Here is a 20,752-nt window from a genome sequence, read left to right as displayed (position 1 = left end):
ACGGCTCACCATCAAAACGCCGACCCAGGTTATTCAGCCGCTTCGTCTGGGGGTGAGTCGTGCGATGCGACCGGCTCCTCCACCGCTTCGTCAGTCGGTTCGACGCTGCTATCTGCCTGTTCAGGGGCGATCGCGCTGGCGGCTGATTGCTGAAGCTTTTGGGCACGAGCCTCGGCCTCGGCCATCACCGCCGCCATGTTTTCCAGCATTTCACCCGGATAGTTTTCTAGCGGCTTGGTAGACAGCGAAATGCGCCGCTTGACTTCATCCACCTCGTTCACCAGCGCCCGGATAGGCTGCCCTAGCTGAAACAGGTCGCCAAGGGACGAGATGTAGTTCTTGCTGATCTGATTAATGTGGAGCAGCCCCGTCGCGCCGTCAAAATCCACAAACACGCCAAAAGGCTTGATACCCGACACCTTACCGCTAATCAGTTGACCCTCCACAATCTGGCTAAAGCTAGCGGCTTGAGCAGCAAGTCGCTGCGACAGCACCAGCTTTTTGGTGGTCGAGTTCACCTCGATAAAGGCCACCGTCATCGACTTGCCAATCAGAGACTCCAGGTTCTCTCGCTCGCTCAGGTGCGATCGCGGAATAAAGCCCCGCAGCCCCATCGCATCGACCGTCACGCCGCCTTTGTTAAACCCGTTCACCCGCACCTGGATCGTCTTGTTTTCTTCCTGCATTTCGGCAAACTGTGTCCAGATCTGGCGCAGTTCGAGCTGGCGCAGCGATAGCGTCACCTGGCCATCGGCATCCTGCTCTCGCACGATGAGAAACTCTCGCTCCTCTTGCAGCGGCAGCACTTCCGACACATTGCTGATGCGCCGCAAAGACGCTTCCTCTAGCGGCAAAAACGCAGCGGACTTGCCGCCAATATCGACATAAGCTCCGTCCGATTCATAGCTGTAGGCCTTGCCCCGCACGATTTGTCCCTTCTGAAACGCATAGTCGTGCTGTTCTAGGGCTTTGGCAAAGTCATCACTGGAAAACGACAAACGACTGACCTCCTCAAGCAGGTATCTAGAGAACCCGCCGCTCTTGGGCTGCCCTGAGCGTAGATTGGCTCAGGTCTGGCGGATTTTGAAGTAGGCAATTGGCTTCAATTGAGCTTTTTTAATATAAGCGATTCTTTGGTTAATCAGCATCGTTAGCCAGGGGTGAAACGGCTGGGCGACGGGTCTGGGCTGCTACCGAGGCAGAACATTTCCAGAAATAGGCGGGAAATGCACCAGTGCGCTTGTAGAGTCATTAATGGGGCAAGCTATTTGTAGGCTGATTGTAGGCTGATTGTAGGCTGAAATTGCAGGCCGAACCGTGCCAGCTTAAGCCTCTCCCGGCTCAGACTTGCCCAGCCTGCCTCGCGCAGATGCCCTGTTCATTCACTGGAGCTAAGACCCACGGTAAGGGGAGCGGTCTATTTATGATTGTTTGTCCGAATTGCAACCATCAAAATCCCGACGGGGCGGTGCAGTGTGAAGCCTGCTACACGCCGCTGCCCACGATGATGAGTTGTCCCAATTGCGGGGCTGCGGTTCAGTCCGATGCTAGCTTTTGTGGACAGTGTGGGTTTAACCTGCGGGCGGCTGTGGCAGCGGGGCCAGAGGTATCCACGCCAACGGTCGCGCCTGACTTTGCAATTCCCGATTTGCCAGCGGTAGAACCCTTGGTTCCACCCGATCCATTGCCAATTACGCCGCCGATTGCAGCAACACCGGATTCGTCTGCAACTTCGGGCGTTTCGCCCATTTCTGAACTTCCGCCACCGCCGCCACCACCTGTCACGCCGCCCGTTGCGCCGCCATCGCCTGTCACGCCGCCCGTCGCAGTGCTGCCAGTAGCTAGTCCGACTGCTTCCTTGGGGCCGACCCAACTCCAGACACAGCGGGCCAGTTTGCTGCATGTGCAGACCAATCAGGTGGTGGAACTGCCCCAATCGCTGCCTGTGATTCATATTGGCAAACCCAACGACCGGATTCCGCCGGATATTGATGTGTCTGGTTTTCCTAGTTCGGAAATTGTGTCGCGGGTTCATGCCGATATCCGGGTGGAGGGCGATGCCTATTACCTGGAAGATGTAGGCAGTTCTAACGGAACCTATGTGAACAATATGCCGCTGCCGATGGGCAATCGCCATCGCTTACGTCCGGGCGATCGCATCTCGCTGGGCAAGGGCGATCGCGTGACGTTTCTGTTCCAGCTTTCCTAAGCGGGCAATGACTTTGCTCAGGGTTCAGCGCTAGACCTGACGCTGAATCGAAGGCAAGGCTAATGCAACTCCTGGAGCAATTGCTGAAGTTGCTGCTTCAGGCTATCCTGCGTTTGCTCCTGGGCGGTGATGGTGTCTTGGAGGCGATCGCGCTCGTCTTCTAGGTGGCTCATTTTGGCTGCCAGCTTCTCGCGCAGGTCATTTTCGCTGCCGCTGTTTTTCAGGGGCTGCAACTTCTTGGCAATGCTCTCCTGCTCTTCAGAGAGGCGATCGCGCTTTTTGGCAAGCTTCTGGATTTCCTGCTGCATTTGGGCGATCTGCTGATGCAGGTCTAAAATGCCGCGCAACTCCTGAAACAGGCTGGCGTTGATAAATTTGTCGTGCAGGTATGCCTGGAGGGTCTGGTAATTGAGGTTGAGGATTTGTTCGTGGCGAGAAATTTTCCGGCGCTGCTGCACGCAAAATTCGCTCTGCTGCCGAGGGGCGATCGCCAGCTTCCAGCGCTGAAACTCAGCCGTCTGCTCCATCGGCTCCGCTGTGTCAAATAGCTCGTAGCCACTGAGAATGCGCTGCTCAATCACCAAAACAACGGGATAGGTGTTGCGGTTGTCGATATGGTAGACGGTCTGGCGGGTTTCCCACTGGTCATGAACGAGGTAGTCGCCTTTTCCAAGGGCGATCGCCGCCGTTTCCAGACGTGACTCGTCTTCCCGCGAAATCTGCACGCCCAAATCCACAGCATAGGGCACAAAAAAGTCGCCCTCCGCAGGCGTAAAGTTCAGCACCGCCTCCCCCACGTAGTTCTCTGCCTCCAGTACCGTTGCCGGGCCGCGCTCCAAAGTCAGCCCAGTCGTGTTGGTTGCAACGATGGTCACCACTGGATGGTCTGGCAATTTTTCAGCGTTGAACCAGTGCTGTTTGCGGCTGGCCAGCGTTGCGCCCAAAATCGGCACCATTGCGCTCTGACCCCGCTTGATCGTGACCGGAATGCCCACGTCATACTGAAACAACTCGCCCCGCGCTACGCCCGTCGCCTGAACCTGAGTTGCCTGGGCTAAGTTGCGACGGGCGGACTTAAACTGGCTGCCGCCAATTCCTGGGGCAGTTGGCTCCTCATCCAGGTCGAAATCAGAATCGAAAAAGCCGTAAGCTGTAGTATCGTTCAAAGATTCCGGGGAACTGTATCGGGGAGCCCCTGCAAAGCTGACGGGGCCCGCCACCGTTCGCGCTTCGTCCTCAACAGTGGGGCGATCGACAAGCGGGGGCGTGTAGAGGTCGTAGATAAAGCTGATGGGCTGTCCGGCGATCAGCGTCAGGGAGACATCTTCCAGATCTTCATCGAGCTGGTTGTCCACAATGCCCCAGCCCTGGATGAATAACTGCCCACTGTCGCTATGATCGGCAACATCACTACCCTCGGCAGGTGCATTGGGCGTATAGACGAGGCGATAGCTGACGCGCCAGGTAGGGCTGGGAGCAACATAGCTAACCAGCAGGTCTTGATTGGGGCGATCGAGAAAAATGGTGACGCTGCGCTGTTCCTCACGAGATTGGCTCAAGTCCAGCACGTAGCGCAGATCATCGCCGCTGCGAGCGTCCAAAATATCCAGACCCCGAACCTGAGACAGCAAAAACGTCCGCAGACTGGGCGTGCTGTCGGCTTCGCTGCCTGTAGTCATGATGGCGACCAGGGTTTGCTCTGGCTTTTGGGCAATTTGGTTTAGCCCCACCATGCAGCCGCTGACCACAAACTCGGAGCCAGACGCGCTGATGATCCGCTCCTGTGCCCCGTCGGTTTCGCCGCCAGTAATGTGAAGCCGCACTTGGCAGCCTCGGAGCGATCGCACTAAATCGAGCCAGGCCTGGCGATCGCTCAAGACCAGCGGCGCTTTGCTCAGCGCTTTCTGCTTCTCCTCTGGCGTTTCGTAGGACACGTTCACCACCTGCCCGTCGCCTTGGGGAAAAGCCGCCAAGCTTTTGAGGATATCGTTCATTTCCTCTTTTTTGAACGTCAACGTGACGGAGGACTCACTGCCCAAAGATCCCAATCGCTCAAAGAACCCGACCCCGTGCTTGTATAGCACCATGCGCTTTACCGGTAAGTTGGGCATCATTAGCAGTCCCCTCCTTGTCAACTTGTCAACAAGAACCAGAAGAACCAGTCTAGAAAATCTGAGACAGACCGAAGTTACCTCAAATAACCTGGCGGTTTTGCTTAGAAAATCAAAACCCTGGCAGATTCTAGGGTTCCCAGCCTATTCTAGATTGAGGCTGTCTTGTCCGAATTTGCTCATGCAAGAGGGCCAGTTTGCCCAGACTTGGCTATTGGCTATAAAGTTTGGCTCTGTTCTAAAAAGCAGCATAGGATTGCAGCATAGGATTTAGGATGAGTGGATGATAGATGCCAGCAGTTGTTTGGCCCCACACCCAGCAGCCCATCGGATCAGTCACAATACTTGATCAGTCATAATCTTTAAGACCCAGATTCAGCCATAAGATTCATCCATAAGGTTCAGTCATAGAATATTAGTCACCCAATTTAGTCACCCTGCCACCGTGCATCTCTTCCTGAAAGTTGGCCACTCTGTTCTTTCGCTGTAGGTTTTGCGTCACGAGTGTGATTACCTTATCCCTTCTGCATCCGGTCAAGCAGATTCCAGCCCAGGTTTGGAAGTTTGAAAATGAGTCGGTGATTCGCATTGGGCGAGCGACCGATAATAACGTGATTCTCTACAGCGCTGTCGTGTCTCGCCATCATGTAGAGCTGCGTCGGGTTGGCGCAAATTGGGAAATTGTCAACTTGGGCACAAACGGCACCTACCTGGACGGCAAGCGAATTACGCAAGTTCCACTGACGGATGGTGCAGTGATTCGGCTGGCTCGCTCTGGGCCCAATATCAAGATTCGCTTGGGTAGTGAGAACAGTGATGATCCGCCCACGACGGGGCTGGTGAGCGATCGCACGGTTGGGCAACCTGCCTCTGATTTGCCCCAAGCCCCAACCGAAATCACCCGAGGTCGGCAGGACGGCGATCCGGACTCTCCCGATGCAGCGACTAAAATTCATCGCCCCCCTGCTCCTGGCGGGGTAATTCCAGTACCGCCCCATTTGCAGTTGCCCGATCCGCCGACTTGAGTGGGAGGCGTTGCCTCTAGTTGCCTTCTAGTACGTCCCTATCTCTCCCGGGATTTCGGGTGTTGCGAACTGCTGACTGAGCCACTGGCTGAACTGGCGAGTTTTTGAGCGGGCTACACCCAGTACCCCAGAGTTATACCTGGAATGATGCCTGGAGTCGCGCAGCAGGCAATCCAAGGGGGCAAGCGCTAGAGTTGAGTCATGGTTCTGCAAGACTCCTCCTTCAAGCCCTGCCATGACGAATCGCTGGAACAAAGACAATCCGTTTGATGACCCGCAACTGTGGGATGCCTCCAAGTCCAAGGCTGACCGGGTAGGGCTGACGTGGCTGGTTGCAGCGGCGATCGCCACCAGTCTGCTCTGGCAGTTGCCCATCGGCAATTACATCCTGTATCCCTTCAGCATTTTGGCGACCTGGTTTCACGAAATGGGTCATGGGCTAATGGCCATGCTACTGGGCGGCAATTTCCGCCAGTTGCAGATGTTTCCCAATGGCTCTGGTTTTGCGGTTCACAGCGGCGGGTTATTTTTGGGGCCGATTGGTCGGGCGCTGGTGGCGGCGGCCGGGCCGATGGGGCCGCCAATCGCCGGAGCGCTGTTTATTCTGGCATCGCGCAGTCGGCAGATGGCCCGCTATGCGCTGCTGTTTCTGGGGGCAATGCTGATTGGGTCGGCGCTCATCTGGGTGCGATCGCTCTTTGGGCTGGTGGCCGTGCCGCTGCTGGGGGCGGCAGTGTTGGCGATCGCCCTCTCCAGCTATCCCTGGCTCCAGGTCTTCGCGATCCAATTTCTGGGTGTGCAGGCGTGCGTCAGCACCTACCACCAGATGGATTATCTGTTCACCCGCCAAGCCAATATCGGCGGGCAAGTCCTCCTGTCGGACTCTGGGCAAATCGCTCAAAACCTGCTGTTGCCCTACTGGTTTTGGGGCGGGCTAATGGCGATCGCCTCGCTGCTGCTGCTGGTCAAAAGTCTCCAGGCTGCCTACCGTTGATGAGGGGTCAGGAGTCGGGGACTAGGGATCGGGTGTCAGGGATCAGGTCTTTAAAGCTAGCCTTCTCTTGTTAACCCTTAACCCCTAACCCCTGACCCCTGACCCCTAATCCCTAACTCCCAACATGGCACGAGGCGACCAAATCTACGTCATGCGACCGCTTGCTGGTATGGACGGTGTATATCAACACCACGGCATTGACTGCGGCGATGGCACCGTTATCCACTACAGCAAAGCCACCGAGCCGCCGACGATTCGCCAAACAGAGTTTTCGGCATTTTCCTGGGGCAACCGGGTATTCGTCAAGCAGTACAGCGTTTGCTACTTACCAGACATCGTGATTGAGCGAGCCGAGAGTCGCCTGGGCGAACAGCGGTACAGCTTGCTCGAAAATAATTGCGAACACTTTGCGACCTGGTGCAAAACGGGCCGCAGCGTCAGCGAACAGCTTGCAACCTTTGGACTCGATGCCGCCATGCTCAACCCCCGCAGTTCTCGCCGCATGATGGAAGATGCAGTGCTGGCGAGTGATCCTGCGATGGCGTTGCAACAATTTGACCAGGCGCGACGGAATATGGCGATCGCCCGCGACCAGATCCAGCGACAAATGCAGGTAGCCCAGAAAGATATGGACACCTGGCATCGGGTCGCAGAACTGGCTCTCAAGCAGGGCAAAGAACCCGCTGCCCGCGCCGCCCTAGAGCGAAAAGTTGCCGCCAAACGCGAACTCACCGACTATCAAACTCAGCTAGACCAACTCGACACCCTTGCAATCGACCTAGAGCGCAACGCGGCAGCCCTACATCAGCGAATTGCGCTCTCTACTTCGCCAGAGCATCAGGATTGGGGCTGAACCTGAGTTTTGCGCCGATTTTGGACTTTGGATCTTAGTTAGATTGACGATTTTGGATGAAAGCTTTTGGCAGCGCCCAAAATCCAAACTCTACAATCCAAAATCGCCGATCTTCTGGGGGGACTGCCGAAAGCCTCCGCAAAACCCAACAAAGCTCCCAAAAAGCCCCCCAAAAGCCCCCCAAAAGCTCTAGTTAGCGCTGACCACTGTTGGGCGACTGCCGACCGAATGCTTATCGATCACCTGATCAATCAAGCCGTAGTCCATCGCTTCTTGGGCAGACATGAAAAAGTCGCGCTCGGTGTCGCGCTCGATCCGCTCTAGGGGCTGCCCGGTGTGCTTTGCCAGCCAGCGGTTGAGATTTTGCTTGTGGTAGAGGATTTCTTTTGCCTGAATCTCGATGTCCGTCGCCTGACCCTGGGCACCGCCGAGGGGTTGGTGAATCATAATCCGCGAGTGGGGCAGGCTCATCCGCTTGCCCTTAGCGCCCGCGCTCAGGAGAAATGCGCCCATGCTAGCGGCTAGCCCGACGCAAATCGTGCAAACATCCGGGCGCACATGGTTCATCGTGTCAAAAATGCCCATGCCAGCGGTGACAGAGCCGCCCGGAGAGTTGATGTAGAGGTAGATGTCCTTTTCGGGATCTTCGGCTTCTAGAAACAGCATTTGCGCCACGATCAGGTTGGCAACATCAGAATCGACAGGCTGGCCTAGAAAAATGATGCGCTCCCGCAGCAGACGCGAATAGATGTCAAAGGCGCGTTCGCCGCGACCCGATTGTTCAATAACGGTAGGAATCATGGAGCCTTTTCCCAAGTAGAACCTTTCTACTCATTTTAAGCCGTGTTTTGAAAGTCGTTGCTGAGGGTTTAAAGCTGGCCGCTCAGACCCAGAAAATCCTGCCCCTGCCGATCTTGCTCTATCGGCGCGGAAAGTCTTCTGGGTCGGCGATCGGGTTCAGCGGGTTGGGTGATTCGGTGGGCGGCTCATCTAGCAGGTGTCGCAAGAGCGATCGCAGCTTCATGCGACTGATATAGGGCCAGCCACCTTCCGCCTCCATATCGCGCAGTAGGGCATAAAGCGAATGGCGATTTTTGGGCAGCGTTTCTTGAAACATCGTGTCGCGGATTTCTTGATGCAGCTTTTCTAGCAGGCGCAATAGCCGCAACAGCGCAACGCCATCGCCTTCAGACGCTTTGGCGATTTCCTGCACCTGTTGGGCGATCGCCTCTAGATGGCGCTGAAGGGTCTCCTGAGGCTGGAGCGCTTGCTCCAAATTTGCCAGATCTGGATGAGATGGGCGATCGCCTCCATTATCCTGCTCACTCATGCCGCTCCACGCTCCACATAACTGAGAAACAACTGCTGAGAAACAACTGCTGAGAAACAACTGCTAAAGAACTATGCAACACCGATGAAACACTTGTTCCGTGCAATTTTCTATACATTTCTACACAATTCACGTCCCTGATCATTTGCGCTAAAGCTAGGGTTTACTCTCAAGTCTCGCCCTGAAGTCTCATGAAGTCGGTCTGTTCCACAAACAAACGCACAAGGTCTTGTAAAATTCAACATTAGAGTATCAGACACAATCTGTTAGATTTGCTCGACTAATCTTGTTCGATCAAGCATTTGACCCAACAGACCTACGAATTCATCCACTAGAATTCATCCACCACCAAGCCATATCAAGATTGAGATATCGAGGTTGACCATGAGGTATCGCGCTCTAATTGTCGCGCTGATTGCGCTCTGTATGGGGTTTCTCACTGCCTGTAGCAGTGGCACCCCTACCGCCGCCAGCGGCCCGCTCACCTATGAGCAAATCCGAGGCACTGGTCTAGCTAACAAATGCCCCACCCTTGACACCATCAAGCGGGGTGCCATTCCGATCGACCCCAATGAGACTTACAAAATCGTCGATCTTTGCCTTGAACCGACCAACTACGCTGTGAAGACAGAGCCAGCAAACAAACGCCAAGAGGCAGAATTTGTGACTGGCAGACCGCTGACCCGCTATACCTCTAGCCTCGACCAGGTGCGAGGCACGCTGAAGGTCAATCCCGATCGTAGCCTTACCTTCATCGAAGAAGAAGGCTTTGATTTCCAGCCCATCACCGTGCTGCTGCCTGGTGGAGAGGAAGTTCCTTTCCTGTTCACCATCAAGGACTTGGTTGCTACAACTCAGCCTGGCTTGGATAGCATCTCTGCCTCCACGGACTTCGAGGGCGAGTTTAAGGTGCCCTCCTACCGCACGTCTAACTTCCTTGATCCCAAAGGTCGCGGTCTGACGGCGGGCTATGATAATGCGGTTGCGCTGCCTGCCCAGGCCGACAGTGACGAGCTTCAGCGCGAAAACAAGAAAGCGTTTAAGACGGGTCGTGGCAATATCTCCTTTCAGATCGCCAAGATCAACGCTGCAACGGGTGAAATCGCTGGAACTTTCCTGAGTGAGCAGCCTTCGGATACTGATATGGGCGGTAAGGAGCCTCTTGATGTCCAAATTCAAGGGCTGTTCTACGCTCGGATTGAACCCGCTGCGTAGTCCTCAAAATCCTTAAGAATAACTGGCTACAGATTTTGATCCGTTAGCCTCTCTAGATTTTGAAACGAAAAGACCTGCTGGCAAGGCGCTGGCGGGTCTTTTCATGTTTGGGCTAAGTTTTTGGGCTAAATTTATGAGGTTTCCATAAAGCTAAACTTTACTAAAACTTTAAAGAGTGCAGTTTGGAATCACGCTTTTGTAAAGTCTGGATCTAGAGAGAATCACAGTTTTCACACCATGTAATCCTCAAAGTTAGGGGTTAAAAAGTTCACTGAGAACCAACTGTAGGCTCCGTATTGGGTCAGTTAAACGCTGTTTTTGAAGGGCGATCGCCCTCTTTGTCTTAAAGGTGATGTCCAGTTCACTGCTCCGCCGAGGGGCGATCGCGCTTAACGCTTTCTCATGATATTGCTCCATAATATTGCAAGCTTTCATCTTAAAATGTAAACTACTCGTCAGTGAATTCCACAGACTCGCGTCTGATTCTTTCCTCCTAATTCATTCATCAAGCCATCTCAAACTTTTAGAGGATCTCTCCCGATCTTCATCTAATGAGGCGATTCAGGTTTTTCGACGCTTCTTTCAGGTTCCGTAAAAATGCAGTTGTAGGCGTTGCCCTAAACCAAATACCTTGAATTCAGAAATTTTTTGGGGCCTCGTCAAGCGGCATTTTTATTACTATCAAGCAACGTTACTCAAGCAACGTTACTGGGGCTTTAGTGATTAGAGTTCGTTGTTAGAAATTTAGGACGGTTGAAACCTCTGGCTTCATACGTTAGCTCACTGCTCTAAATTCGCTGCTCCAAATGTTTGCAAGTAGTAACCAGGCTCTAAGCAGCAGATAGGCTCCAGTTAACAAGCAGGAGCGTTTCTGCGCTCACTAGCCTGGGTTCACAACCTGCAAGCGGCTGTTTAAGCCTCTGCTAACCTGCCGAATTTAAGTCAGCCATTGAGTCAAGTAAGCCAGGTAACTTGAGTTTCAACTTCTCAGTTTGATACCCTTGTGCCTTTCGTAGGGATGCATCTAGGTTACGGTCTCTCGGCTAACCCCATCTACCTGAATCTCGTCATGTCTACACCCATTTCTGCAGAACTTAAGACCGAAAGTTTACAACTCCTGCGAGATTATCAAACCTCTCCAACCGCCGAAATCCGAAATCAATTGGTGCAACTCAATTTTGGTCTGGTTCGCAAAGAAGCGCATCACTGGGTCAATCAATGCACCGAAAGCTATGATGACCTCCTCCAGGTAGGAAGCTTGGGACTCATCCGCGCCATTGAGCGGTTTGACATGAGCAAAGGCCATGCCTTTAGCTCCTTCGCCATTCCCTACATTCGTGGCGAAATTCAGCACTATCTGCGTGATAAGGGGTCTTCAGTCAGGATTCCTCGCCGCTGGCAGGCGCTTCAGCACCAAGCTGCAACCATCACTCGCACCCTCCAGGCAGAGCTTCATCGGCCGCCAACCGATGCTGAACTTGCCTCTGCACTGCAAGTTTCGCTCAACGAGTGGCAAGAAATCAAACTCGCCTACCGCAATCGGCTGCCCCTCAGCCTCGACGCGCCCATGCGTGAAGAAGAGGAAGGCGCAACGCTGGGTGAAATGTTGCCCGATTCGCAATACCGCAGTTTCCAGCTTGCTCAGGAAGACCAGATCCGGCTTCAACAAGCCCTGTATCAGCTTGAAAAGCGAACCCGCGAGGTTCTAGAAGCCGTTTTCCTCTATGACCTGACGCAAAAGGAGACAGCCGAGCGCTTGGGCATTAGCGCGGTTACTGTATCCCGCCGCGTTAAGAAAGGACTGAAACTCCTGAAAGAGTCTATGCTGGGCGCGGAGGCAGCTAGTGCATCGCGAGAGATTGGACGCTCTGCTTAGGGTTCAGCGTTTCTTGCTGAATTGCTCAGCTTACCTTTCAAGTTCATGGCTTCGCCAGATCCCGATACTGCTTCTCAGAATTAGGCAGTGTCGGGTTTTTGCATTTTTCAGTCACATCTTCAGCCAACTTCTTGCTTTCTGTAGAGCAGAAAGCGTTTAAACCGGCCCCTTAGGCACAGGCAGTAATCAACGCAAGTCTTGTAGATTGAGGTATCTCAGTCGGAAGCGTTGCCCGAATGATTGGCTTATGCAGGCGGGAGAGGCTGACGCAGGTGCATAGCATGATACCCAGAGTCGATAGATTGCTGTGTGCGTTGCATATCCAGTTGTCTGAGCCAGCTTTCTACAGTTCGCATTTCTAAGTTCGCATTTCTACAGTTCGCATTCTGTCAGCGATTAGGACTTGGGCTGAATTTTTAAAAAAACATTACGAACGAGCTACTTGCGGAGGTGACCGATGCTGACTCTGATCACACTGGTTTTGTTGTACAGGATGCATTCATATCGGGAAAATCTCGGTAATGTTGGGTCTAATGTTTCTGGATATGCTCCCAATTCGCTGATCTAGGGGCGTGACAGCATCTCTCATAAGTGTTACATTTTTTAATATTCAGATTGGGCGAAAGGTTTCTGGGTGGTGAGTATCGGAGCGTATTAGATGCTTCGTGTGATTGTTTCCCAGGCGTGTCTTCCAAAAGTTATTCACCTGATGAGTCTGCGATTAGGTTTCGGGTTCGATGCTGGGTCTGAGGTGCTTTTCTGAGAGGCGATCGCTCTGGTCGGGAGGCGGCATCTGTTGCCAAAGGGTAGCAGCCAAAGCTTAGCCATTGAGTGGTAGCTAAGGGTTCGCAATCAAATAGCAACTGAATAGCAATTGAATAGAGTTGTATCCAGCCCTCAGCGCTCTGGTCTTTGACGTTTTTGACTTCTCTCGGTTGGGTAGTTGTCCGGTAGCTGCCCTGTTTTGTGTTTTTCCAACTCCTCACGTGTCTTGTCATGAAAACGAGTCAAGCCTCCACCGATCTGGTTCGCACTTACCTTCGAGAAATTGGACGGGTTCCTCTGCTGACGCACGAGCAGGAAATTCTGTATGGGAAGCAGGTTCAGCGGCTGAGCCTGTTGCAGGACGTGAAGGCGGCGCTGTCGGAGCAGCTTGGGCGATCGCCCAGCCTGGAAGAATGGGCAGACCAGGCCAGCCTGTCGGTCGATGAGCTAGAGCAGGTGGTGGCCGAGGGCGAAAATGCCAAGCGCCGCATGGTCGAGGCCAACTTGCGCCTGGTGGTGTCTGTGGCTAAGAAGTACATCAAGCGAAATGTGGATCTGCTGGATCTGATTCAGGAGGGCACAATTGGGATGCAGCGAGGCGTAGAGAAGTTTGACCCGACCAAAGGCTATCGCTTTAGCACCTACGCCTACTGGTGGATTCGGCAGGCAATTACGCGGGCGATCGCCGAGAAGGGTCGCACCATTCGCCTGCCAATTCACATCACTGAAAAACTAAACAAAATTAAGAAGGCGCAGCGACAGCTTGCCCAGCAACTTGGCCGAGCAGCCACCGTTTCAGAACTGGCGACGGAGCTAGATATGTCGGTGAAGCAGGTGCGTGAATACCTGGAACGGGCTCGCCAGCCCCTTTCGCTAGATTTGCGGGTGGGCGACAACCAGGACACAGAACTGGGCGAATTGCTGGAAGACACGGGGCCATCTCCAGAGGACTACGCTGCCAATTCTTCGCTGCGAACCGAGCTGGAGCAGTTGATGGCGGAGCTGACACCGCAACAGCGTGAGGTTCTGTCGCTGCGGTTTGGGCTGGAAGATGGGCGATCGCTCACGCTGGCTAAAATTGGCGATCGCCTGAACATCAGCCGTGAACGAGTGCGCCAGATCGAGCGGGAAGCCTTGACCAAACTGCGGAAACGACGGGCCGATATTCGCGAGTATCTGGCTAGCTAGCACGAATTGAGCTTTGGGGTTCGGACTTTGAGGGGGGGTGGTGATTCGCCGCTTCCCCTTTCAGGTTCTCTAGCCGTTCTTGGCATCGCGCAATGCGCCCATTGTTGCAGCGGCGATCGCCTGGTCGGTGGCCTTGGGCAGGTGGTAGTATTTGCCCCCTGCCTGTTTCGCTAGCTCCTTAGCAAAACCCGTAGACACAAACTTATTCTCTGTGTCAATCACCAAAAGCTGAATATTTTGCGCCCGAATTTTGGTTGCAATGTCCAGCAGTTCCGCCTTAATATCGGGCTTTTCCTCGCTGAGGATGGGTTCCCCCAGAGACTTTGCCAGCGGCACGTTGCCCCGTCCGTCGGTAATGGCCACAATCACCACCTGACCAATGTCCCCTGACGATCGGGCATTCACCCCAACGCGCACTGCCTGCGTTAGCCCATGCGCCAGGGGAGAGCCACCCCCGCAGGGCATCCGCTCCAGTCGCCGCCGCGCCGAGGTGATGGAGCGAGTCGGGGGCAGCAGCACTTCTGCCTGGTCGCCCCGAAAGGGAATCAGCGCCACCTGGTCACGGTTCTGGTAAGCCTCCGTCAGCAGCCGCAGAACTGCACCCTTGGCAGAGTTCATCCGGTTCAGCGCCATTGATCCAGAGGCATCGACCACAAACACAATCAGCGCCCCCGCCTTGCGGGCCAGCCGCTTGGCGCGAATGTCCGACTCTTCCACAAACACCCGCTTGCGAGTCTGCCCATTTGTTCCCGAAAACTGTTCGTAGCGCGATCGCCGGGCCTTTTGATAGGGCGCAGCCGAGCGCAGCGTCGCATCCACGGCAATCCGCCGCACCTTGCCCTTGGGCAACATTGGCTTGATATAGCGTCCCCGGTCTTCCGAGAAAATCAGACTGCGCGACCCAGACTTGCCGCGTCGATTCGCCATCTGAGCAAAATACAGCACCGACGGATCGAGCAGCACACCCTCTGGGTCAAAGATAAACTCCTCCGGGAGTTCCGGCGGATCTTGGGACTGGTCTTTGTCGTCCTCGTCTTTGTCTTCTTGCTCGTCTTCGTCCTGATCCTGGTCAGATGGCTGCTGATCCTGGGGCGGCGGGGGCGGCGGGGGCGGTGGGGGCGGCTCGTCTTCGGGCGGTGGCTGGAGATCCAGCGCCCGGGGCACAATCACCAGCTTCACAGCCACGCGCAGATCGTCGGCGCTGACCTCGGTGCGCCCTTCTAGCGCTGCGTTTGCCTTGGCTACCCGCACCGCAAACAGTTCTGCCCGGTGCCCCTGCACGCCGCCGCGCAGGGCTTCTTGAACTAGATACTCAATCTGGGCGCGAGAAATGGTGACATCCTGGAGCCACTCGCGGGCAAGGATGATCTGGGTTTTAAGATTGTCCAGTTCTTCGCGGTAGAGCCTCAGAAAATCTTCTGGCGACTGGGAATAGTCTGTGGCCCGCTCCACTGCTTGCACGCGCTGGTCTAGACCCAGGATTTCGTCCGCCGAGAGGGCGATCGCAATTCGATCGAGCAAGTGATTTCGCAGGTCGCCCTCTTCAGGATTGTAGGTGGCGATCAGCAGCGGCGTGCAGGGATGCTGAAAGCTAATGCCTTCGCGCTCGATCTGGTTGCGCCCTTCTGTCAGCGTCGTCAACAGCAGGTTCGCAATCTGGTCATCCAGCAGATTAATTTCGTCCACATACAGCACACCCCGGTGCGCCTCCGCCAATAGCCCCGGCTGGAACACCGTTTCTCCTGCCTTGATGGACTGAGCCACATCCACCGAGCCGATCAGGCGATCTTCCGTTACGCCTAGCGGAATTTGAATAAAGGGAGCCGGGATAACGTGCCTTGGCAGAGAAAAGTCTCCATCGGAGGCCGCTGCCGCTTTGATCTCAGCGTATCTTTTGAGCGTATCGTCGTCCCATGCTTCAGGCTGGAGCGGGTCGGCATTGCAGCAGGAGCCTTCAATCACTTCGATCGGGGGCAGCAGCGCATGAATAGCGCGAGCCATAACGGATTTTGCCGTGCCGCGACGACCCGCAATCACCACGCCGCCTAGCCCTGGATCAACGGCGCAGAGCAACAGGGCAAGCTTAATCGCCTCTTGCCCGACGACGGCGGTTAGGGGAAAACTGAGGGGTTGGTCAGTCAACGTGGCGGCAGACATGGCGAAAATCCAGGCATGTTCAGGCTCCCAGCATATTCAGCATATCAGGAAGCAGGGCAGGGGGTTGGGGCTAGAGGGCAGAAAAGCGATCGCTCGCCTCCAGCAGCGCCGTCCGAATTCCTGGTTCGTTCATCGAGTGGCCTGCATCTGGCACGAGAATTAGCTCCGCTTCGGGCCAGGCGCGGTGAAGTTCCCAGGCAGACACCGCCGGACACACCACGTCGTAGCGCCCCTGCACAATCACACCGGGAATGTGGCGGATGCGATCGACGTTTCGCAGAAGCTGGTCGTCTGGTTCAAAAAAGCCTTTGTTTACGAAATAATGGCACTCAATCCGGGCAAAGGCATCGGCAAACTCCGCCTCTGCAAAGCGCTCCTTCAGGTTGGCATCGGGCAAGAGCTTGCTGGTGCTGGCTTCCCAGACCGACCAGGCGCGGGCCGCCTCCAGCCGGATTGCCGGGTCATCGCTGGTCAGCCGTCTGTAGTAGGCGCTGATTAAATCGTGCCGCTCCTCCGGCGGAATCGGCTTCAGGTAGTCTTCCCAGGCATCGGGATAGATGTAGCTGCATCCCTCCTGGTAGAACCAGAGCAATTCCTTGCGCCGCAGCATGAAAATGCCCCGCAAAATTAGCCCCTTGCAGCGGTCGGGATGGGTCTGGCTGTAGGCGAGAGAGAGTGTGCTGCCCCAACTGCCGCCAAAAACGACCCAGCGGTCGATGCCCAAGTGCGTCCGAATTCTCTCAATGTCATTCACCAAGTCCCAGGTTGTGTTTTCGCGCAGTTCGGCGTGGGGCGTGCTGCGACCACAGCCCCGCTGGTCAAACAAAACCACGCGCCACTTTTCCGGGTCAAAAAACTGGCGATAGCTGGGTGTAATGCCACCGCCGGGGCCACCATGCAAAAACACAACGGGTTTGCCTTGGGGGTTGCCCGCTTCTTCGTAGTAAATGGTGTGCAGGTCGGAAACCTGGAGGGTGCCGGAGGCGTAGGGTTCGATGGGGGGGTAGAGATCCCGCATGGGAGGGGGAAGGAGAGAGGGAAGAACGAAGAGAGAAAAGAGAAGAGGGAAGAACGAAGAGAGAAAAGAGAAGAGGTCGGGGGGAGGGATGGTGGTGCTAGTCTGTATCCTTATTCGGGAGTGTGGGGGGCGATGACGGTGGTGACTTGGGAGGTGCGATCGCACACGATCCAGCCATAGTCTGGAGTCACGTCGGCGGGGTTTTCGGTGACGCGAAAGAATACTTTGCCGTCGGTGCGAGACTCAATGGCGAAATCTGCGCGATCGGCATAGAGGATCTTGTAGCCCCGGTCTTGCAGGCAATATTTTGCCCAGGCTTTGAGGGAATGCTTTTGCGGTTCGTAGGGAATTGGAGGCTGGCGAAACACCTCCTGCATTGCGGCGATGAGTTGCATAGGGGCGTGGCAGCAGGATCTCAGCAAAGACAACTAGATCCACCATACAAGCTTTTTCCTGTCCGGATGGTGACCGCTTGCAATGACGACTTGTATGCGGTGTGAAATTATTGAAACTACTGAAATTACTCTGAGATTACTATCGAAGTCACAACGAAACTACAACTCGTGGGGAATTTTGAGTGGCAAGGTTTCGGGTACGGTGTCGGGGACGTGAACCGCGTGGGTTGCGGGCTGTGTAGGCTGATGCAGCAGGATGAGTTGCGCCAGGGTCTTTTTCAACTCAGTGCGCGGCACGATGGTATCTACAAAGCCGTGGTTGAGCAAATATTCCGAGGTTTGAAAGTCGTCGGGGAGCTTTTCGCGGAGGGTCTGCTCGACTACGCGCCGCCCTGCAAAGCCGATAGTGGCCTGGGGTTCCGCCAGGATCAGGTCGCCCAGCATAGCAAAGCTAGCCGTTACGCCGCCCGTTGTGGGATGGGTTAGCACGGGGATGTAGAGCAGGCGGGCTTCTCGGTGTCGCTCCAAGGCCCCGGAAATTTTCGCCATTTGCATAAGGCTGAGCATTCCCTCCTGCATCCGTGCGCCGCCAGAGGCACAGACGATAATCACTGGGAGGCGATCGCGCGTGCCTCGTTCAATCATGCGGGTCAGCTTTTCGCCCACGACAGACCCCATGCTGCCGCCCATAAAGCGAAAGTCCATCACGCCCAGCGCCACGGGCAAATCGTTGAGTCGGCCAACGCCCGTCGCCACTGCATCTTTCAGGCGGGTTTTGTCTTGGGTGTCGCGGAGGCGATCGCTGTAGGACTTGCGATCGCGAAAACCCAAGGGATCGGTGGGCGACAGGTGTTCGTCGAGCGGGGTCCAGGTGCCTGGGTCGATGAGTTGCTGAATGCGCTCGTCGCTAAAGATGCGGTTGTGATGCTTGCACTCTGGGCAGACCATGAGGTTTGCCCGCAAGTCTTTGGTATAGGTCAACACACCGCAGTTGGGGCACTTGCTCCAGAGTCCGTCAGCGATTTCTCGCTCCTGCTGATTCTGGCTGATGGCACCAGCTTTGCGTCGATTTGCAAACCAGTCAAACAGAGACATGAAAAAAACAGGGGATAAAGGGTGGTGTTAAACTTCGCTGAGGCGGCCATCGATGGAAAAGATCTATGGCAAAAGAAAATGGAAAGCGTGGATCGGGGAAGATTCTCTAAAAACGGGAGATTCTGACTAAAGGGATAAATGGGGGGGGCGTTTCTAGTGTGCAAGGAGAGGGCGATCGCCCCTCTGCGCTACTCCGGTTTTACGTCCTCTGCGTCATCAATGGGACTTAGAAGGAGCAGCGCCGTCCACCAGTCTCGCGGGTCAACCTGCACCGCCGCAGGCGTTCCCCCGCCGAAATGCGCCTGAACGCCCTGCGCCACCACCCGCGCCGGAATCTCATGGGCCGCCAGCATTTGCTGCATGAGTTCTGCTTCCAAATAAGTATTGGTGGTTCTCAACGTTGTCCAAGCCACATCCGTAGCGTATGTGATTCAAACTACGATGTTGATTCTATCAGAGGCGGGGGGAGATCAGGGGTTAGGGGTTGGGGGCCGGAGCGGTTCTGCATCCTGTCGCTTTGCCCTGAGATCTTGATTCTGGCTTTTAGATTAGCGATTTTAGATTGCCAGTTTTAGATTGCTAGTTTGTTGGGCTGTAAGGCTTCCAGCCATTTCCTCTGGGGCGCTGTTTGGGGAATTTAGGAAATTAGGGAATTTATTGAACAATGCCCCAAAAGAACCCCAAGTAGCTGCGAATCAGGCTTTCTCCAAAGAAGACGGCGAGGATCGCGCCAAGGGACAGAAAAGGGCCGAAAGGGATGGGCTGGCGACGGCTGAGCAGGCCAAGGGCGATCGCCCCACCGCCCACAAACGCCCCCAGCACGCACGCCAAAAACCCCGCCAGCAGCAGCAATTTCCAGCCCAGCCACGCCCCCATCATCGCCGCCAGCTTTGCATCACCGCCGCCCATTGCGGTTTGCCCCAGGGCCACAGAGCCAACAAACGTTATCAGATCCAGCCCCCAGATGCCCAGCACTGCGCCCACTACGCCGCCCATCACCGCTGCGGCGCTGCCCATCAGTCCGCCCTGCCCAGTGGCGACCCCCTGCGACCAGCCCATCGCCGCCTGAAAGACCAACCCCGCCACCAGTCCCGATTGGGTCAGCACATTGGGCAGGGTGAGCGTATCCAGGTCGATCAGCGCCAGCGCCATCAGCCAGCTCACCAGCGCCCAGTAGCCCACCCCAGGCAGCGGTAGCGCAAAGGACTGAGCCACGGCGACAAACAGCAAGCCTGTAATCAGTTCCACCAGCGGATATCGGGGAGAAATCGACGCTTTGCACGTTCGACACTGGCCACCCAACCACAGCCAGCCCAGCACGGGCACGTTGTCGTAGGGCCGGATGGGGGTGAGGCAAGAGGGGCAGCGAGACGGCGGATGCAGCAGCGACAGCCCTGCCGGAATCCGATACACCACCACGTTGAGAAAGCTGCCGACCGATGCGCCGATGAGGAACACGATCAGTGCCCTCAGTCCTTCAAGAATTAGCTCCATAGACCAAAATTAGACAAAAACTTAGACCAAAGTGACAGAAAGCCCTTGAATCCTAGTCTCTATAGGCGCTGCAATGTCAAGCTATGGCCAAAAGTCAGGGTGCTTTCCAGCAGTTTGCAATTCTTATCTTTCGGGGCGATTCTCCCCACAGTCTCCACAAGCTTTCCACAGCAATGTCGTAGTTTTCCACAGGGGATCGGGCAGTTTTCCACAGGCTTCTACGGTGGCATTGGGGCTAGAGGAATTTTCTGGGGAATTCGCCGAAGGGCGATCGCCCCCTCAGAATCATCGGGCTTTAATGAAGTTGTGTAACAAAAACTGACCTCAAACCCTGATTCTGCCGTAAAGCTTCTTTAAATCTAAAGCCCTCTGTAACAGTTCTTAAGGTTGACAACCCTACCCCCTCCTAGCGCAAAATGATGCGACCTACTCAATTAAAGCGCTCCTTGGCAGAGGGGGCCGACCGTCTACCAGCGCTCGACTTTTTCGATCTGGCGTGTCGCCGTCTACCCTCTGACGAGAGGTTGCGCTGCTTTAGTGTGTCTGAGCGCTGGGATAAAGCAGCAACTTGCTGACTCCCCTCACTTCCACCATCAGGTGCGTGCTGCTTTAAAGTCTGACCTCATGCTGGCTGCCTCTAGCCAAGCGAGAAGGTTTACCGACTTTAGATCCTGCGTCTGAGCTTCTGTTTTACCGTCCACAGCTTCATTACTGAGGTTTCCTACATGAACGCAACTGTCAGCATTCTGGCCGAAATTCCTGAAGATTTGCACCTGTCTCTTAAGAGCTACTTAGAAACCCATCCCGATTGGGATCAAGACCGGGTGTTCTGTGCTGCGCTGTCGCTGTTTTTGCTGCAACACGTCAGCAGCAATAGCCCCACGACTGCTCACTGCTACCGTCGGGCGGCACGAGTTTACCTCGACACGCTGTTTAAGCACGCTGTTTAAGGCCGTTTAACGGGCTTGGGATGCTGTCTAAGCGACACAGGGTGATGTGGCAGATCCCCAAACGGCTAAGCTCGCTC

At 55.2% G+C, this 20,752-nt stretch carries 18 protein-coding genes; 8 read left to right on the top strand and 10 right to left on the bottom strand.

Annotated features, from left to right (window positions below; translation table 11 throughout):
- Positions 1-29: 29 nt before the first annotated feature.
- On the bottom strand, positions 30-998 hold the full coding sequence (locus O77CONTIG1_RS16455) for a S1 RNA-binding domain-containing protein (protein ID WP_197673214.1): 969 nt from the start codon (positions 996-998) through the stop codon (positions 30-32).
- Positions 999-1,423: 425 nt separating this feature from the next.
- Here O77CONTIG1_RS16455 and O77CONTIG1_RS16450 point away from each other — a divergent pair, with 425 nt between their 5' ends.
- Positions 1,424-2,209 carry an FHA domain-containing protein gene (locus tag O77CONTIG1_RS16450; protein ID WP_068512677.1) on the top strand — a complete coding sequence of 262 codons (786 nt, stop codon included), beginning with the start codon at positions 1,424-1,426 and terminating at the stop codon, positions 2,207-2,209.
- Positions 2,210-2,268: 59 nt separating this feature from the next.
- Here O77CONTIG1_RS16450 and O77CONTIG1_RS16445 read toward each other — a convergent pair whose 3' ends face one another.
- Positions 2,269-4,323: a hypothetical protein gene (locus O77CONTIG1_RS16445; protein WP_068512675.1), complete on the bottom strand. Its 2,055-nt coding sequence runs from the start codon at positions 4,321-4,323 to the stop codon at positions 2,269-2,271.
- 503 nt (positions 4,324-4,826) lie between these two features.
- Here O77CONTIG1_RS16445 and O77CONTIG1_RS16440 point away from each other — a divergent pair.
- The 3 genes from O77CONTIG1_RS16440 to O77CONTIG1_RS16430 all read left to right on the top strand — a co-directional run bounded on the left by O77CONTIG1_RS16440 (position 4,827) and on the right by O77CONTIG1_RS16430 (position 7,192).
- Complete coding sequence (locus tag O77CONTIG1_RS16440; RefSeq protein WP_084782754.1) at positions 4,827-5,345, top strand: FHA domain-containing protein; 519 nt, start codon at positions 4,827-4,829, stop codon at positions 5,343-5,345.
- A 235-nt stretch (positions 5,346-5,580) separates the two neighbouring features.
- Positions 5,581-6,339, top strand: coding sequence for a M50 family metallopeptidase (locus O77CONTIG1_RS16435; RefSeq protein WP_068512673.1), 759 nt, complete (start codon positions 5,581-5,583; stop codon positions 6,337-6,339).
- 124 nt (positions 6,340-6,463) lie between these two features.
- Complete coding sequence (locus O77CONTIG1_RS16430) at positions 6,464-7,192, top strand: lecithin retinol acyltransferase family protein (RefSeq protein ID WP_068512670.1); 729 nt, start codon at positions 6,464-6,466, stop codon at positions 7,190-7,192.
- A 189-nt stretch (positions 7,193-7,381) separates the two neighbouring features.
- Here O77CONTIG1_RS16430 and clpP read toward each other — a convergent pair whose 3' ends face one another.
- The gene (gene clpP / locus O77CONTIG1_RS16425) at positions 7,382-7,993 is read right to left on the bottom strand and encodes an ATP-dependent Clp endopeptidase proteolytic subunit ClpP (protein WP_068512668.1); all 612 of its coding nucleotides are present in this window, start codon (positions 7,991-7,993) and stop codon (positions 7,382-7,384) included.
- 118 nt (positions 7,994-8,111) lie between these two features.
- On the bottom strand, positions 8,112-8,522 hold the full coding sequence (locus O77CONTIG1_RS16420) for a hypothetical protein (RefSeq protein WP_225894600.1): 411 nt from the start codon (positions 8,520-8,522) through the stop codon (positions 8,112-8,114).
- Positions 8,523-8,906: 384 nt separating this feature from the next.
- Between O77CONTIG1_RS16420 and O77CONTIG1_RS16415 the strand changes: the two genes are divergently transcribed.
- From O77CONTIG1_RS16415 to O77CONTIG1_RS16400, 3 genes are all read left to right on the top strand, one after another.
- The gene (locus tag O77CONTIG1_RS16415; protein WP_068512666.1) at positions 8,907-9,737 is read left to right on the top strand and encodes a photosystem II manganese-stabilizing polypeptide; all 831 of its coding nucleotides are present in this window, start codon (positions 8,907-8,909) and stop codon (positions 9,735-9,737) included.
- 1,069 nt (positions 9,738-10,806) lie between these two features.
- On the top strand, positions 10,807-11,613 hold the full coding sequence (locus O77CONTIG1_RS16405) for an RNA polymerase sigma factor SigF (RefSeq protein ID WP_068512661.1): 807 nt from the start codon (positions 10,807-10,809) through the stop codon (positions 11,611-11,613).
- A 996-nt stretch (positions 11,614-12,609) separates the two neighbouring features.
- Positions 12,610-13,566, top strand: a complete 957-nt coding sequence (locus tag O77CONTIG1_RS16400; protein WP_068512659.1) for an RNA polymerase sigma factor, RpoD/SigA family — start codon at positions 12,610-12,612, stop codon at positions 13,564-13,566.
- A gap of 69 nt (positions 13,567-13,635) precedes the next feature.
- Here the strand turns inward: O77CONTIG1_RS16400 and bchD are convergent, their stop codons facing one another.
- The 6 genes from bchD to O77CONTIG1_RS16375 form a co-directional block, all read right to left on the bottom strand.
- Positions 13,636-15,723, bottom strand: a complete 2,088-nt coding sequence (bchD, locus tag O77CONTIG1_RS16395; protein WP_068512657.1) for a magnesium chelatase ATPase subunit D — start codon at positions 15,721-15,723, stop codon at positions 13,636-13,638.
- Positions 15,724-15,793: 70 nt separating this feature from the next.
- Positions 15,794-16,741 carry a prolyl aminopeptidase gene (gene pip, locus O77CONTIG1_RS16390; protein WP_068512654.1) on the bottom strand — a complete coding sequence of 316 codons (948 nt, stop codon included), beginning with the start codon at positions 16,739-16,741 and terminating at the stop codon, positions 15,794-15,796.
- 110 nt (positions 16,742-16,851) lie between these two features.
- On the bottom strand, positions 16,852-17,136 hold the full coding sequence (locus O77CONTIG1_RS16385; protein ID WP_068512651.1) for a hypothetical protein: 285 nt from the start codon (positions 17,134-17,136) through the stop codon (positions 16,852-16,854).
- Between the two features lie 159 nt (positions 17,137-17,295).
- Positions 17,296-18,231 carry an acetyl-CoA carboxylase, carboxyltransferase subunit beta gene (gene accD, locus O77CONTIG1_RS16380; protein ID WP_068512638.1) on the bottom strand — a complete coding sequence of 312 codons (936 nt, stop codon included), beginning with the start codon at positions 18,229-18,231 and terminating at the stop codon, positions 17,296-17,298.
- 188 nt (positions 18,232-18,419) lie between these two features.
- Entirely contained in the window at positions 18,420-18,644 is a 225-nt protein-coding gene (locus tag O77CONTIG1_RS24740; protein WP_156435370.1) for a hypothetical protein, read from the bottom strand.
- Between the two features lie 241 nt (positions 18,645-18,885).
- Entirely contained in the window at positions 18,886-19,725 is an 840-nt protein-coding gene (locus O77CONTIG1_RS16375) for a prepilin peptidase (RefSeq protein WP_068512635.1), read from the bottom strand.
- Between the two features lie 725 nt (positions 19,726-20,450).
- Here O77CONTIG1_RS16375 and O77CONTIG1_RS16370 point away from each other — a divergent pair.
- Positions 20,451-20,675 carry a DUF2811 domain-containing protein gene (locus O77CONTIG1_RS16370; RefSeq protein ID WP_068512634.1) on the top strand — a complete coding sequence of 75 codons (225 nt, stop codon included), beginning with the start codon at positions 20,451-20,453 and terminating at the stop codon, positions 20,673-20,675.
- Positions 20,676-20,752: the final 77 nt, after the last annotated feature.

The organism is Leptolyngbya sp. O-77 (assembly GCF_001548395.1).
GTDB lineage: Bacteria > Cyanobacteriota > Cyanobacteriia > Elainellales > Elainellaceae > Thermoleptolyngbya.
The sequence above is the reverse complement of the archived record's forward strand: the minus strand, read 5'-3'. Positions and strand labels throughout refer to the sequence as shown.